The 16,162-nt window shown below is 52.0% G+C and carries 12 protein-coding genes; 10 read left to right on the forward strand and 2 right to left on the reverse strand.

The genetic code is table 11. The features are described from left to right. Nucleotides 1-45: 45 nt before the first annotated feature. Entirely contained in the window at nt 46-2,289 is a 2,244-nt protein-coding gene (locus tag Q8W22_RS10200) for a TonB-dependent siderophore receptor (protein ID WP_305452300.1), read from the forward strand. Nucleotides 2,290-2,427: 138 nt separating this feature from the next. On the opposite strand, the gene serA is transcribed toward Q8W22_RS10200, so the two are convergent. Further along, complete coding sequence (serA, locus tag Q8W22_RS10205) at nt 2,428-3,657, reverse strand: phosphoglycerate dehydrogenase (RefSeq protein ID WP_303433908.1); 1,230 nt, start codon at nt 3,655-3,657, stop codon at nt 2,428-2,430. 211 nt (nt 3,658-3,868) lie between these two features. Here serA and Q8W22_RS10210 point away from each other — a divergent pair, with 211 nt between their 5' ends. After that, entirely contained in the window at nt 3,869-5,275 is a 1,407-nt protein-coding gene (locus tag Q8W22_RS10210; RefSeq protein ID WP_303433906.1) for an FAD-binding oxidoreductase, read from the forward strand. Between the two features lie 79 nt (nt 5,276-5,354). On the opposite strand, the gene Q8W22_RS10215 is transcribed toward Q8W22_RS10210, so the two are convergent. Further along, nucleotides 5,355-7,715 carry a penicillin-binding protein 1A gene (locus Q8W22_RS10215; RefSeq protein WP_305452301.1) on the reverse strand — a complete coding sequence of 787 codons (2,361 nt, stop codon included), beginning with the start codon at nt 7,713-7,715 and terminating at the stop codon, nt 5,355-5,357. Between the two features lie 280 nt (nt 7,716-7,995). Between Q8W22_RS10215 and Q8W22_RS10220 the strand changes: the two genes are divergently transcribed. Genes Q8W22_RS10220 through Q8W22_RS10255 form a run of 8 tightly spaced genes read left to right on the forward strand, consistent with a single transcriptional unit; the run spans nt 7,996 to nt 16,086 of the window. Further along, complete coding sequence (locus Q8W22_RS10220) at nt 7,996-9,102, forward strand: pilus assembly protein PilM (RefSeq protein WP_370694171.1); 1,107 nt, start codon at nt 7,996-7,998, stop codon at nt 9,100-9,102. After that, complete coding sequence (locus Q8W22_RS10225; protein ID WP_305452302.1) at nt 9,102-9,653, forward strand: PilN domain-containing protein; 552 nt, start codon at nt 9,102-9,104, stop codon at nt 9,651-9,653. Before Q8W22_RS10220 ends, Q8W22_RS10225 begins: the two co-directional genes overlap by 1 nt. A gap of 1 nt (nt 9,654) precedes the next feature. After that, nucleotides 9,655-10,287, forward strand: a complete 633-nt coding sequence (locus tag Q8W22_RS10230) for a type 4a pilus biogenesis protein PilO (protein WP_305452303.1) — start codon at nt 9,655-9,657, stop codon at nt 10,285-10,287. After that, nucleotides 10,280-10,828: a pilus assembly protein PilP gene (locus tag Q8W22_RS10235; protein ID WP_305452304.1), complete on the forward strand. Its 549-nt coding sequence runs from the start codon at nt 10,280-10,282 to the stop codon at nt 10,826-10,828. The genes Q8W22_RS10230 and Q8W22_RS10235 overlap by 8 nt, the downstream gene beginning before the upstream one ends. A 1-nt stretch (nt 10,829) precedes the next feature. After that, nucleotides 10,830-12,932: a type IV pilus secretin PilQ family protein gene (gene pilQ / locus Q8W22_RS10240; protein ID WP_305452306.1), complete on the forward strand. Its 2,103-nt coding sequence runs from the start codon at nt 10,830-10,832 to the stop codon at nt 12,930-12,932. A 3-nt stretch (nt 12,933-12,935) separates the two neighbouring features. Beyond that, nucleotides 12,936-13,457 carry a shikimate kinase AroK gene (gene aroK, locus Q8W22_RS10245; protein WP_303433894.1) on the forward strand — a complete coding sequence of 174 codons (522 nt, stop codon included), beginning with the start codon at nt 12,936-12,938 and terminating at the stop codon, nt 13,455-13,457. Then, nucleotides 13,454-14,539, forward strand: coding sequence for a 3-dehydroquinate synthase (gene aroB / locus Q8W22_RS10250; protein WP_303433892.1), 1,086 nt, complete (start codon nt 13,454-13,456; stop codon nt 14,537-14,539). Before aroK ends, aroB begins: the two co-directional genes overlap by 4 nt. Before the next feature lie 20 nt (nt 14,540-14,559). Then, nucleotides 14,560-16,086 carry an SPOR domain-containing protein gene (locus Q8W22_RS10255; RefSeq protein WP_305452308.1) on the forward strand — a complete coding sequence of 509 codons (1,527 nt, stop codon included), beginning with the start codon at nt 14,560-14,562 and terminating at the stop codon, nt 16,084-16,086. The last annotated feature ends 76 nt before the right edge of the window (nt 16,087-16,162 follow it).

Genomic DNA, 16,162 nt, shown 5'->3' on the forward strand with positions numbered 1-16,162 from the left:
ACAATGTCTCTGTGAACTAGCGCAACTGTGCCGATGGATTGTTTTATGCCTCGTATTGGACGATATATTGGTCTGGTTGCCAGTGTCTTGGGATGCCTGGCAGGCGGATCAGATGTTTGTCAGGCCCAGGCTCTGGACGACTTTGAACCCGACCTGCCCGTTGTATTAAGTCCAATCCGGCTGCAGCAGCCGATGCCAGAAGTGCCTGCCAGTGCAACGCTGATTACCGCCGAGCAAATCCGTCTGTGGGGTATTCAGCGACTGGTGGATGTCTTTCAGTATGTGCCCGGAATGTTTGTGGCACAGGAGCTGGATTCCAACCAGTCGGGTGTGGTGTACCACTCCGGCGACCTCTCTTTGTCCCGCCGCCTGGAAGTGCTGGTGGATGGGCGTTCTGTCTATGGTGCCATTTTTGCCAGTGTTGACTGGGATCAGCTGAATATCGCGCTGGAAGATATTGAGCGGATCGAAATTACCCGTGGCTCCAGTGCCTCTTCGTACGGCATGAATGCGTTTCAGGGGGTGATCAATATCGTCACCCGTCATCCGGGCGACAGCCGCTCGCTTGATGTGTCTGCATCGCTTGGTTCCGACTCCCGCCGTCGAGGTTATTTGTCCACGGCGTTTGATCTGAATGGCTCCCGTCAGCGATTGAGTGCCTTTGGCAGCCAGGAGGGCACCGCTGGCGATTATGACTATGAGTCCGGGGATCTGCCGGATTACAACCGGATGGTGGGTCTCAACTGGAGCGGTGCCAGTGATATCTCCGACGATCTTGAGGTTTTCTGGCAAGCCGGGCGACAGAATCTGCAGCGTAATATTCTCGTGGATGAAAACTTTCATGAAGCGTCGCCAGAGATGGATGCCACAACTGATTTTGTTTCCATCGCGTTTCATGGTCTGGAAAACAGTCGCCATGAATGGAAAGTAAAAGCTTACTGGCAAGCGGAAAACCAGGAAAAATCCTATCGGGCGTGTACGGCAACCATTGCCTACGATCCCAATCTTCGGACACTGTTTAATCTGGATTCTGAGCTGGCCACGGCCCTTGGTTATGGTGTGTTACCGTTATTGGATAGTGATACAACGTCCTCTGAACGAACGGCAATCGAGCAGTATTATAGTGCCTTGGCCTATGGCTTGATGGATGCGTCAACGTTGCAGGCCTATCTTGCCAGTGCGGGTGTTGATACAGAGGTGTCGGAAGAAGAGCTTGCGCTGGCCCAGCAAATTGCAGCAACGGCTGTCGGTGCCGATGGGCTGGATGAAACCACGTGTGGCCAGGGCGATTATGACCTTTATGAGCAGCGCTGGGAAATGGAGGTGGAAAACACCATCTGGTGGAATCGGCGACTGCGTTCCGTTCAAGGCCTGGTGTATCGTCGCGATGAAGTGAACTCCCAGGCTTATTTTGGCCGTGCTCTTACCCGCAACAGTCTGATGGCTTTCTCGAGTGTTGAGTACCGCTTGAGACCCGATTGGCTGATGTTTTTCTCGTTGACGGCAGAGCACCAGACTGACAGTTCGGTGAATTATTCCCCCCGGTTTGCGGTGACTCATCTGCTGACCCCGGATCAAAGCCTGCGGTTCCAGTATTCCCAGACCCATCGTTCCCCCGACCTGGCCGAGCAATACCTGAATGCCAATGCAGACGTGACACAATTAACGGATAACTACCTTGGGCTGGATAGTGGTTCGTTGTTCCTGACCGTGAATGCCGATGACTGGAACAGTAATCTGGAAGGTGAAAGCATCCATGCCTGGGAAGTGGGTTATTACGGCGCGTTCCTTGACCCTCGACTCTCGGTGGATATCAAGTTTTTCCATGAGTGGATGTTCCAATTGATTGAAGGGCAGGTGAATTTGCTGGATGGATCGCTGGATGATAACAACAGCATGACGCTGATGGGGATGGAGTGGCAGCTCGACTGGCGCCTGGCTCGACTGCAGCGTTTGTGGCTGGTGGGCTTGCTGCAGCATCGGGAATTATCTGGCAGTAATGAAGGTGTATTGGGGGCTGAGCGCAGCTTGCGTGCCGCATGGACCTACACTCCTGGGAATTCGGAGTGGATGCTGGGGCTGATTCTGGATGAAGGAAATGGCAGCGTCGGATCAGGCTTTGCGGGCCAGCAATTTTATCGGCAGCGTAAAGTGCAAAGTCGCTTTGGCCATGATTTTGGTCATGCCGGGGTGGCGTTATCGGTTCAGTATGATGCGGATGGCGGCCAGTTGTACTTTGAGCGTACGCCCCGTTGGTTGACGTGGGTGAATGTGCGTTTCCGGCTTTAGCTTCAGGTGTTGGCTGTCGACTGGCTGGCAACGGTATCGCGTAATGACGATTGCATGAAAAACGGCCTGTCACTTTGGTGGCAGGCCGTTTTTGTATCGGCGTGGTATGCGGCTGTCACCAGCCGCTATCCAGCAGGATCAGTACAATACGCGGGCACGAATGGTACCTTCAACTTCCTTGATTTTCTCCAGCGCCAGTTCACTGGCCGATGTTGCCACATCAATTACAACGTAACCGATGTCTTCAGCCGTTTGCAGGTATTGACCGGCGATATTGATGTGATTTTCAGCAAAAATACTGTTGATCGCATTCATCACGCCAGGAACGTTCTGGTGGATGTGCAAGATCCGGTGAACATTCTGGTTGGATGGCAAGGCGACTTCCGGGAAGTTGACGGAGGCTGTGGTGGTACCTCGGTCACTGTAGGTTGCCAGTTTTTCGCCCACTTCTTTGCCGATGTTTTCCTGCGCTTCCATGGTCGAACCACCGACGTGTGGCGTCAGGATAACGTTGTCGAATTCACGCAACGGGCTGACAAACTCTTCCTTGTTGGAGCGAGGTTCTGTCGGGAATACGTCGATGGCGGCTCCCAGTAATTTTTTGCTGCGGACGGCATCCGCGAGCGCGTCGATATCGACGACAGTACCGCGAGAGGCATTCAGCAGGATGGAACCTTGCTTCATTTGGGCAAATTGTTCCGGGCCCATCATCCATTTGGTGGAGGCAGTTTCTGGCACGTGCAGGGAAATGACATCCGACATTGACAGCAGCTCATCGAGTGAGCCGACCTGAGTGGCGTTACCGATGGGCAGTTTGGTGATGATGTCGTAAAAATATACCTTCATGCCCATGCTTTCAGCCATGACCGACAGCTGGGTACCAATGCTTCCGTAGCCAACAATCCCCAGTTTTTTCCCTCTGATTTCATATGAGTTGGTAGCTGACTTGCTCCAACCGCCGCGGTGGCACTGGGTGCTTTTCTCTGGAATGCCGCGCATCAGCATGATGATCTCAGCCAACGACAGCTCAGCGACGGAGCGAGTGTTGGAATAAGGCGCGTTAAATACGGCAACGCCGCGTTTGGTGGCGGCTTTCAGATCAACCTGGTTGGTGCCAATACAAAAGCAGCCAACGGCGATCAGTTTTTCTGCGGCGGCAAAGATGTCTTCGGTCAGCTGGGTGCGTGAACGAATGCCGATAAAGTGTGCATCCTTGATGCGCTCTTTTAATTCGTCTTCAGGCAGCGATGTCTTCAGATAGTCGATGTTGGTGTAGCCAGCGGCATGAAGGGTGTCGAGTGCCGATTGATGCACGCCTTCCAACAAGAGGAATTTGATCTTGCTTTTGTCGAGGGAAGTCTGGGCCATTGGGGTACCTTCTCAAGAGGTGACGGTCAGGTCTGGGAGGGCCTGAGTCCATGCTGATTATATGCGGTCGTGCTGTCCGGGGGCGAAAGCTCTCCGAAAAACAGGGCGCATATGATAGCATACGCGGCTTTCAATGTGATCCTCCGTCCGCACCTTCAAATCGATGATTCTTCAGGATGGTGTGACGACTCTTCATATTCCTGGACTGCTCATGACACAACTTACCCAAGATGTCCTTGTTGAACGCCTGGCTGCCATTGTTGGTGCTGACAAGGTCCGCACTGATGCTGATTCGCTGGATAATTTCGGCAAAGACTGGACTCGAATTTACGAGCCTTGCCCCTGCGCGATTGTTTTTCCCAAAACCACCGAGCAGGTACAGCAGATTGTACTGTTGGCCAATGACGTCGGCTTGGCTCTGGTGCCGTCCGGTGGTCGAACCGGTCTGAGTGCTGGTGCCATGGCATCAAATGGCGAGGTGGTTGTGTCGTTTGACTACATGAATCATCTGACTGATTTTAACGCAATTGATCGTACGGTCCGATGTGGCCCCGGGGTGATTACCGAGCAACTGCAAACCTTTGCGGAAGAGCAGGGATTGTTTTACCCCGTCGACTTTGCTTCGGCAGGCTCTAGCCAGCTTGGCGGCAATATCAGCACCAATGCCGGCGGTATCAAGGTGATTCGTTACGGTATGACCCGCGACTGGGTTGCGGGACTGACCGTGGTGACGGGTAAAGGTGACATTGTTCGTTTGAACAAGGATCTGCTGAAAAACAATACCGGTTACGATATGCGCCACCTGTTTATTGGGGGTGAAGGGACTTTGGGCTTTATCACTGAGGCGACCATGCGCCTGACGCGTCCGCCACAGAATTTGACCGTGCTGGTGCTGGGTGTGCCGGAAATGTCGGCCATCATGAGTGTGTTGCACAAGTTCCAGTCGGGCATCGACCTGACGGCTTTCGAGTTTTTCTCGGATAAAGCGTTGAAAAAAGTGCTGGCTCGCGGTGATGTTCAAGCGCCGTTTGAGACGGAGACGGAATTCTATGCCTTGCTGGAATTTGAAGCCGAGACCGACGACAAGATGAATTTGGCCATGCAGTTGTTTGAGGATTGTATGGAAGCAGGCTGGGTCTACGACGGTGTGATCAGCCAGAACGAAACCCAGGCCGCCAATTTGTGGCGCTTGCGTGAAGATATTTCCGAAACCATTTCACACTGGACTCCGTATAAAAACGACCTGTCGGTGGTTGTTTCCCGAGTGCCTGATTTTCTGCAGGAAGTAGAGGCCGTGGTTGTGGAAGAGTATCCCGACTTCGAGATCATCTGGTTCGGGCATATCGGTGATGGCAATCTGCATCTGAATATTTTGAAGCCGGATGACTTGCCGAAAGAGCAGTTTTTCGAACGTTGCGCACGAGTATCAAAACGAGTTTTTGAAATTACCGAACAGTACGATGGTTCTGTATCAGCCGAGCATGGCGTTGGCATGACCAAAAAACCGTACTTGCACTATTCCCGTTCTGCCGCTGAGATCGGGTATATGCAGGCGATGAAGGCTGCTTTTGACCCTAACAACGTGATGAATCCCGGCAAAGTAATTGATATGAATTGATTGGTCAGCTCTGCTGATACAACAATGCCGATCTCATGAATATGGATCGGCATTGTTGTATCTGGCATTCAGTTAAAGGTCAGAATAGCAGCTCTGGTGTGGCATGCAGGCCACCGTTGTCGCCATTGCCTGAATCTGAGTATGTCGGCATCACCATTTCGGTGGGGACATTTTCGGTGCGGAAATATTCGAAAATCGCATCTTCTTGTCCTGGTGCTGCCAGCAGTCCGGATTGAGGATCGATACGGGTCGAGACAATACCGTCAGGCTGTTCCATGGATACCTGTGGTTCGGTTTCGAGGGCGGTAGCCATGTAGTCAATCCAGATAGGTAATGCCGTTGAGCCACCCAGAGCCCATTTACCCATGCTTCTGGGCTGATCGAAGCCAACCCATACTGTTGTTACCAGGTTCGGATTAAAGCCAGAGAACCAGGCATCCACTTGGTCGTTGGTGGTGCCTGTTTTGCCAGCCAGGTCATGACGATTAAGTGCTCTGGCCCGGCGACCGGTACCGCGCTGGATAACATCCTTGAGCATGTTCACCATCAGGAAGTTGGTGCGTTTGTCCATCACCCGTGGAGCCAGGGTTGGTTCAGTGGCTGTTTCTGGCGCTGCGGTAGTGGATGCCTGGTCGTTAATCGTAGCTGCTGGAGCATTGGCTGATGAGTTGTCGCACTGGCGGCAAGCGATTTCCGGAGTAGCAGCAAACAGCTCATCACCGTCGGTTGTGGTGATGCGTTGGATAAAATAAGGCTTCACCGCAAAACCGCCATTTGCCAGCACGGAATAACCCGTGGCCAACTCTATGGGTGATATCGCTGAGGAGCCCAGCGCCAGAGACAGGTCGGCGCCAAGTTTGGCTTTCGGGAAGCCGAAGCGGGTAATGTAATCGACGGCATTGGCAGGACCGATCTGTTTGAGGATACGGATGGATACCAGGTTCTGGGATTTGTACAGGGCCTGGCGCAAGCGGGTCGGGCCGTAAAACTTGCCGCTGTAATTTTCTGGTCGCCAGGTGTTTTCCAGCCCTGAGTCGTTAAAGACAACCGGGGCATCATTGATGATGCTGGCAGGGGTGAAGCCATTTTCCAAAGCCGCGCTATAAATAAAAGGCTTGAATGATGAGCCTGGTTGGCGATCGGCTTGCAGGACGCGATTGAACTGGTTGCCATCCTGGGAAAATCCTCCGACCAAGGCCTGGATGGCACCGGTGTTTGGATTGATGGATACCAGTGCGCCTTCGACTTCAGGAGGTTGTGCCAGCAGCAATTCGCCATCGCGGTCTTCAAACCAGATTTTCTGCCGTCGGCTCAGACGCTGGGAAGCAGTGGCTGGCTTTTTGCCAACTACGTTGACGCTGACATAGGGGGCTGCCCACTTGATACCCTCAAGAGGTAAAAAGCGGAAACCGTTGGCCGTTACCATCCAGGCGCCATCGTCCTTGACGTCCGCGACAATGGCGGGAATCAACCGGCTTTGTGATTTCTGGCTGCGGAGCTGCTGTTGCCAGTCGGCCAGGGTTTCTGGCCAGTTGATGGCCGGGTCGGCGGTAGTGCTATCAAACCAGTCTGGAAGGTTGTTGGTTGTTGTCTGGTTTGGGCTGACAGCAATGGTGTCGGCAAAGCTCTCTTTCTGACGGTAGCCGTGTGCCCGGTCGTAGTTTAATAATCCACGTTGCAATGCCCGAGTGGCTGCTTCCTGACGGCGAGCATCAACGGTCGTGTGAACAATATAACCATCGGTGTAGGCATTGTCGCCATAGTGTTCAACCATAAACTGGCGCACCATTTCTGCGATATAAGGGGCGGTAATGGCACTGGTTGCACCGTGATAGCGGGCGGTGATTGGCTCAGCGGCTGCGGTTTCAAAGTCTGCCTGGCTGATCATGTTGAGACTGGCCATGCGTGACAGGACGTAGTTGCGTCGATTGACCGCTCTATCCGGATTGTTGATGGGGTTGGCGGCGGAAGGGGCCTGGGGCAGTCCGGCAATCATGGCTGTTTGGGCCAGGGTTAATTCGTTTATTGCTTTGCCATAATAAACCTGGGCTGCAGCCTCAATACCATAGGCTCGTTTGCCGAGGTATATTTTATTGACATAAAGTTCAAGAATTTCCTGTTTTGTGAGCGTCTTCTCTATTTTTATCGCCAATAGTATTTCAGTGAATTTACGAGTGAAGGATTTCTCGCTGGATAAATAGTAATTCTTGGCAACTTGCATGGTAATGGTACTACCGCCCGATTTCTTTCTGCCAGTGCGAATTAGTTCCAGCGTTGCTCGTAAAAGTCCTTTAACATCAATGCCGTAATGCTCGTAAAAACCATCGTCTTCCGAGGCGAGCAGAGCATTGACGAATTGATTGGGAATTTGCTCGAATGTAAGGGGAGTCCGGCGTTTCTCTCCGAATTCACTGATCAGCTGGTCGTCGGCGGTGTACACCCTCAGCGGTGTTTGTAAGTCAATGTCGCGGAGTTGACGAGGGTCAGGAAGAGTAGGAGTTAGATAAAGGTATATGGCAAGACAAGTTAAACCAGTGCCAGAAACGGCGCAAACGAATAACCAGATAACGAATTTAAAAATCGATTTGAGCGTGATCATAAAGGTATTGAAAATTCCTTCGTATGGTCGGTTATCGGCGGTTGCGGCATTATAAGGCTTTTTTGTCCTTTTTATAGGATTGTGCCTATAATAGCCGCCCAAATATAGAATTAATCTGAACTTGTTATCGCAAGTTCTCGATTTTCAAGGGGATTTTGTTGTGCTGGCGAATCTGTTTGGCAAGAAGGGCAAGACTCTTCTTGGTGTGGACATCAGCTCCACGTCGGTAAAGGTCCTTGAGTTGAGTCGCAGCGATGCAGGATATCGGGTAGAAGCCTATGCCTCAGAGGCGCTGCCTAACAATGCCATTATGGAACAGAATATCCATAATGATGAAGAAGTGGGCGAAGCGGTCAAACGGGCTTTGATCAAATCCCGTTCCGGGGCAAAGCGGGCTGCTCTTGCCGTTGCTGGTTCTGCTGTCATTACCAAAACCATCCAGATGAATGCCAATCTGTCCGAATCGGAAATGGATTTGCAGATCCGTGCCGAGGCCGATCAATATATTCCCTACCCTTTGGAAGAGGTCTCGCTGGATTGGGAAGTACAGAATGCAGGTGTGGATGAGACAGAAGCCGTGGCTCAGGTGCTACTGGCGGCCTGTCGCTCTGATACCGTTGAACGGCGTAAGGATGCTGTTGAGTACTCCGGTCTGGAAGCTGTTGTGGTCGATATTGAGGCTTACTGTACCGAACGGGCATTCGAGCTGATTCGGGATCACCTGGAAGGGGATGCCAATGAAGCCGTTGCCATTATTGATATCGGCGCCACCATGACAACGCTCAGTGTCTTGCATAATGGTGTGTCAATTTATACTCGTGAGCAGCTCTTCGGTGGCCGTCAGTTGATTGACGATATTATGCGGCGTTACAGTCTGTCCGAACAGGAAGCAACGGCAGCACGTGATGGCGACGGCCTGCCTGGCGACTATGAAGATGAATTGTTGGAGCCGTTCCGTAACGCCGTTGTTCAGCAAATCAGCCGATCCCTGCAGTTTTTCTTTTCATCCAGCCAGTTTAATGAAGTCGATTGCCTGGTACTGGCTGGAGGGACCGCGACTCTGGCTGGCCTGGTAGACAAGGTTCAGGAAGATATGGGCTTGCCGACGGTGGTTGCCAACCCTTTTCGGGATATGTCGGTGTCATCGAAGGTGAATGTCAAATTACTGAGTCACGATGCGCCTTCTTTACTGGTCGCCTGCGGGTTGGCGATGCGAGGTTTTAATTAATGGCCAATATCAACTTATTGCCTTGGCGTCAGGAACTCCGCAAGGAGAAGCAACAGCAGTTTATCAGTATTGTTGCTGTGGTTGCTGCGATTGCTGCAGGATTGGTCTGGATGGTAAGCAGTTACTACGACAGTGAACTCAGTAACCAGCGGGGACGTAATTCTTTCCTGTCGCAGGAAATTTCCAAACTGGATAAAAAGATTGTCGAAATCAATGAGTTGACGGCAACACGAGGACAGCTGATTGAACGTATGGAACTGATTCAAAACTTGCAGGGTAATCGCCCGGTGATTGTCCGGCTGTTTGACGAGTTGGCGCGCTCCGTCCCTGAAGATCTGTATTATACCAGTCTGTCCATTGAGGGGAATCGGGTTAGCGTAGAGGGTGTTGCCAAGTCCAATAACCGTGTAGCGGCGCTGATGCGTAACTTTGATGAATCTGAATGGTTTGCAGACCCGGCATTGTTGGGAGTTAAGGCTGTCGCGGACGGCAGTAACGTGTTTGAAGTAGCCGTCCGGCGGGTAGAGCCTCAAAGTAGTGAGGAACCTTGATATGGCCAAGCAAGGATTTGATTTCAAGGCATGGGCTAGCAAGCTGCAGGAACTGGACGTCAATGATCTGAACGAGATTGACTGGGAGGATATGGGCTCCTGGCCGACACCCGGCAAGGTCGTTTTCTGCTCGTTGATCTTTGTTGCTGTATTGGTTGCCGGATATTTCCTGTTGGTGAAAGATTCGGGTGAGCGTTTGCAGCAAGAAGCGGCCAAAGAAGTTCAACTAAAAAAAGATGTTGAGAAAAAAGCGTACCGTGTTGCCAATCTGGATGCTTACAAGGAGCAGTTGGCGGAAATGAGGGACAGCTTTGGTTCACTGTTAAAGCAGTTGCCAAAGGATACCGAGGTGCCTGGTCTGATTGATGATATCAGTGCCGCCGCCTTGGGTGCCGGGTTGAAACTGAATGCGATTTCACCAGAACAAATGGTCAACACCGAGTTTTATAACGAGTTGCCGATTCGTATCGAGGTCGATGGTGGCTACCATGAAATGGGAGCGTTTGTTTCCGGTGTGGCTGCCTTGCCCCGGATTGTAACCTTGCATGATTTTGCAATCAGCTCTGCCAAAAAAGACGGATTATCCATGACCATTCTGGCCAAGACGTATCAGTATGGAGGTGGTGATGAATAAGCATTTATGGCTGCTCGCCATGGGCGTGTCGATGCTGCTGTTGCAGGGATGTTCGCAGTCTGCGAATACTGCCGATTTGCAGCAGTTTGTCAGTCAGGCATTGGCCAAGCCCCGGGGGCGAATAGAACCTATTCCGGTATTCAAGCCTTATGAGTACTTCAGTTACAGTGCGGCTGGGCTTCGATCTCCTTTTGAATTGCCCGTTATTGTTGACAGTACACTGCAGTCTGCCCAGGCGTCGAGTAATGTACGTCCTGACTTTGACCGACCCAAAGAACATCTTGAGCAATTCCCACTGGGTCAGTTGTCGATGGTCGGGACGATGACAGGAGTGGATGGTGTTTTATGGGCTCTGGTCAAGGATGGTAGCGGTAGTGTCGTGCGAATAAAGCGTGGCTACTACATGGGCCAGAATTATGGTCGGGTAATAACGGTATCCTCAAACAGGCTTAGTCTGATCGAGATCGTTCCTAATGGTCTTGGCGGCTGGATAGAACGCCCTAAAACAATTGCTCTGGAAGGAATAGGCGGAGATAACTGAAATGAATCTTTTAAATGCTGTACGCACTCTGGGCCGTACCTGGGTTGCAGCTTTGCTGATGCTTCAGGCCGGCCTGTCTTCCGCTGCCGTACTGAACGATATCGCTTTTTCATCACTTCCCGGTGATGTAACAGAAATCAGCCTGACATTTGACAGTGCGCCGCCGGAAATCAGTGGTTACACCATTGAAAAGCCAGCCCGTATTGCCATTGATATGCCTGGTGTTGTCAGTGCCTTGAAAACAAAACGCCACCAGATCGGTGCTGGTAATGCCCGGTCGGCGGTTGTGGTCACTACCCAGGATCGTTCCCGGTTGGTGATTAATCTGTCTCGTATGGTTGCTTATACAACCAGTTCCAATGGCAATCTGTTGCTGATTCGTGTGGGAGCCAGTAATGAAGGGCAAATGACCATAGAAAGTCAGTCGTCTTTGCTGGGCGGGGCGCCGGCTTCGGCAGGAATGAATGAACTGAAAGTGGTCAATGTTGATTTTCGACGTGGCGAGCAAGGCGATGGCCAGGTGCAGATCATGTTGAATGATGCCAAGGCGGCCGCCAATATCCGCAGGGAAGGATCAAAAATTATCGCCGACCTGTCTGGGGTTCGTTTGCCTAATGAGCTGAGCCGTCGCCTGGATGTGACTGACTTTGCTACTCCGGTTCAGTATGTGGACGCCAAGGATCATGAAGGTGGCACGCGCATTGTAATTGAGCCTGTCTCGGATGATTTTGAATACCTGGCTTATCAGACCGATCGTTTATTGTCGATTAACGTGACCAATCTGCCAGAAGAGGCGGCGGAAGAACGTAAGAAAAAATTCCCGTTCACGGGTGAAAAACTGTCACTTAATTTCCAGAATATTGAAGTCCGGGCGGTACTGCAGCTGATTGCAGATTTTACCGGCCTGAATCTGGTCGCCTCGGATACGGTGCAAGGGAGTATTACTTTGCGGCTGCAAAATGTGCCGTGGGATCAGGCGTTGGACCTGGTATTGAAAACCAAGGCGCTTGGTAAACGTCAGCTGGGATCTGTACTGTTGATTGCACCGGCTGAAGAAATTGCTGCCCGTGAAAAAATAGAGCTGGAAGCTGTACGTCAGGTGGAAGAGCTGGCTCCGCTGGTGCAAGAGTTCATGCAGTTCAAATATGCCAAGGCGGCGGATATCGCAACGATCCTGACTTCCGACCAGGGGCTATTGTCTGAGCGCGGTACTGCTGTTGTGGATGAGCGTACCAATACGATTCTGATGAAAGATACCGCCTCGAATCTGGAAAAAGTACGTGAAGCTCTGGTAATGCTGGATGTGCCGGTGCGACAGGTATTGATTGAAGCCCGGATCGTGGCGGCATCGACGGCAGTTGGTGAAGAGCTGGGTGTCAAGTGGGGTGGTGGTTACTATCAGGATAATGGCTCCAACTGGGTGACTGCCGGTGGTAGTCAGCAAACCATTGAGGATACCAACCAGATTCTGTTTGATCGGGCATCCGGTGATGATGCCAGCGCATTGGATCTGGATTCAGCCAATATCGTTGATTTTGGGGCAACCAGCTCATCGGCTTCGACCTTTGCCATTGGTTATCAGACTGTCGATTATCTGCTGGATCTGGAGTTGTCAGCCATTGAGACCGATGGTCGGGCGGAAATTGTTTCCCAGCCTCGGGTGATTACTGCCGATGGACAAACTGCCTTTATTGAATCCGGTACCCAGATTCCATATGAAGAGTCAACGTCCAGTGGTGCGACCAGTGTGACCTTCAAGTCGGCGGTATTGCGACTGGAAGTGACACCTCAAATCACGCCGGATGATCGTATTATCATGGATCTGGTCATTAATCAGGACTCGGTGGGGGAAGATACTTCGGCCGGTCCGACGATTAATACCAATGCGGTACAGACTCAAGTGCTGGTAGATAATGGCGAAACTATCGTATTAGGTGGTATCTTCCGTTCTGAAGAAGTCAGGTCGGTCAGCAAGACGCCTTTCTTCGGGGATTTACCATTAATTGGAGCCCTGTTCCGTTACTCTAGCGTTTCGGATGACAAGAGCGAGTTACTTGTTTTCATCACGCCGAAGCTGGTGAAGGACTCCTTCAGCGCCAGATAGTCTATGCCGTCCGAACAATCGATTTTTCTAATAGGGCCAATGGGAGCGGGTAAAACCACCATTGGCCGTTTGCTTTCCAGCGAGATGCATCTTGAATTTGTCGATTCTGACAAATTTATCGAGGAGCGTTGTGGTGCCAATATTCCCTGGATCTTTGATATGGAAGGGGAAGCGGGTTTTCGTGATCGCGAAGAGCAGGCAATAGATATCCTCACGCAACGCCAGGGTTTGGTTCTGGCGACGGGTGGTGGTGCTGTTATGAGGCCTGTTAATCGTCAGCATCTCGGAGGACGTGGCATTGTGGTGTATTTATGCACTTCCGTTGAGCAACAAATAGCCCGTACCTCAAAGGACAAAAATCGCCCTCTGTTACAAACAGCCAATCCAGCACAAGTGCTGCGAGAGTTGTTCCGCAAGCGTGACCCTCTGTATCGAGAAGTTGCCCACATCGTATTACAAACCGACCAGCGTAATCCTCGCTGGGTCGTCAATGAAATAAAAAAACGTATTAAGGCCCTGTCATGATTACATTGACCGTAGAGCTGGCTGAGCGCAGCTACCCAATTTACATTGGTTCAGGGCTGTCCGCGACGCCAGAACTATTGACTCGTCATATCCGTGGTAAACAGGTCATGATTGTTACCAATACTACGGTCGCGCCACTGTATCTGGATATGGTCAGGCAGATGCTGGATGGCTATCAGGTTGACAGTGTTGTTCTCCCTGATGGTGAGCAGTACAAAAACCTGGAAACACTGAATCTGATTTTTGACGCCTTGCTGGAGCAAGGACATAACCGCACCACAACCCTGCTGGCATTGGGAGGTGGCGTGATTGGTGATATGTGTGGTTACGCGGCCGCCAGTTATCAGCGCGGGGTTGATTTTATTCAAATGCCGACCACGTTATTGTCACAGGTAGACTCTTCTGTTGGTGGTAAGACGGGCGTTAACCACCGCCTCGGTAAAAACATGATCGGTGCTTTCTATCAACCGCAAGCAGTCTTGATCGATACCGATACACTGACAACACTGCCATCTCGGGAAGTGTCGGCAGGCATGGCTGAAGTGATCAAGTACGGTCTGTTGGAAGACGTGGAATTTTATCACTGGATTCAGCAGCATGTTGATGGACTGATGGCTGGAGATGGAGCTCTGCTGGCACAGGCGATTCACACCTCTTGCGCTTGCAAAGCCCGTGTCGTGGCTCAGGATGAGCGTGAAGGAGGCATTCGCGCCATATTGAATCTTGGTCATACCTTCGGACACGCGATTGAGTCCCATCAGGGTTACGGCCAATGGTTGCATGGCGAAGCCGTGGGTACCGGGTTGTTGATGGCGGCGGATCTTTCGTGTCGTATGGGAGCCATATCGAGTGCAGACGTTGCTGAACTGAAGGCACTACTCATCCGCAGCTCTCTTCCGGTATTGCCTCCGGAAAATATGAGCGAAGAGGATTTTTTATCGCGGATGAGTCTGGATAAAAAAGTACTTGATGGTCGTATCCGACTGGTATTGTTACGCCGAATTGGACAAGCCTATATCACCTCAGATATAGACCGGACGCAGCTTTGCCAGACACTGGCAATGGCCGCATTAAACGGTTAACCCCAACGCACGGAGGCCATATGGTATCGCCACTTTCTCAGGCGCCGGGTCAGGATATTTATGCGTCACCGGCCCGTTATCTCGAGCTGATTTGTCACCTGAGTTGCTATTCCCCTCTGATGATGCTGATCCGGTATCAGTCCGAGGCAGATGGAGACTCGCTTGCCGCTGCTGTTGCCCGGCATTATGCGGATTCCAGTCTGGTGTTGCCCCTCGTGGCCGAGGATTTGCAAAAGACCCGGACGCTTATTGGCCAGCTGGCAGGGGCTCTGGGGGTGACCAAACTGCCTGTTGATGAAGTGGTGGCGCGAGAGGTGTTGCTGGAGCAGGCACGTATCCGTGCGGAGACGGCCGACCCGCTATTGGTTATTGTCTCCCGGGCGGAGAGACTGCCTGCCGAGATGTTGCTGGCATTGTCCCAGTTTGCCTTGATGTCATCCCATGCTATTTCCTTTTGTCTGTTTGGACGTGAGGGCTTTGATGACGGCTTGAAAGAAGGCCCTGCGAGCGCGTCCATGTATCGTATTTCCTTGTTGGCACCTGAGGGGGCGCCCGAGCCTGAAGCGGCCATGCAAGCTGTTGCTGATACAAATTCCGGGGTGCAACAATCATCCGTAAAATCACCCAAGTCAGCAGAATCAGTAGCGCTGCCCAAGCGAGCAGAACCGTCCAGACCAGCAGAACCATCCAGGCCAACAGAACCATCCAGGCCAGTGGAGCCGGTCGCGACTACAAAGCGAGAGCCAGGATTCACAACAAAGAGTGATTTTGCAGACCTGCAGCTGGATGGTATCGACTTGAGCTCAACCAGCTCGCGCTCCTCTGCTCCATCATCGTCCAGCAGCAGGCGCTTTGATTGGTGCTTGCCAAACCTGAGTCAGCTGGATACCAATGCGTTGTTAAGTCAGCTGCGCTCTCCGCTGGCACTCGCCTTTATGACTGCCATTCTGTTGATCTTCATCGTTATCGGATTGTTGTCAGGAGGAGATGAAGACAGTGCCGTTGCCACCACGGTACTCCAGGTGCCAATGCCACCGGTGATTGCCCGGCCTGAAGCTGATTTGGCAGCAATGCCTGCAGAGGATTTACCTGTGCCTTCACAGGCCAGCAGGAATCCGACAAACTCCAGTAGTCAGGGTGCAGTCGCTGGTCGAACAGACACATCAGCGGTCGTCTCTACGCCGGCCTCACCAGTAGCGGCAGTTTCTGCGCCGCAGGCGCCGGTAGAGAAAGCATCGGTATCACGGCTATCCGGCTATCCGGCCTGGTTTGCCAAGGACAACGCCTGGGCAGTTCAGCTGTTGGGGACTTCCGAGCAACAGGGTGCGCGTGATTTTGTTACCAAGTGGCAGTCCGGAGCGGATGGCAAGCTGGTTTGGTATCGTAGCCAGAGAAATGGCCAGCCCTGGTACGTGGTGATTGCGGGAGCATTTTCTTCTCGGGAAGATGCGGCGGCATGGGTCAAAAAACGGCCAGCTGGCTTAAAAACAGACTCTCCCTGGATTCGGGAAATGAGCCAGATTTCCCCTTCAGTTGAGCCCCGATAAGCGGCTTTTCAGCCAGCCGTTTGTGATCGTTACTGGCCTGCTGGCCGGGGCATATTTGTTAGAGGACGCCTGGATG

This window comes from Oceanobacter sp. 1_MG-2023, from assembly GCF_030689025.1.
Lineage (GTDB): Bacteria > Pseudomonadota > Gammaproteobacteria > Pseudomonadales > Oceanobacteraceae > Oceanobacter.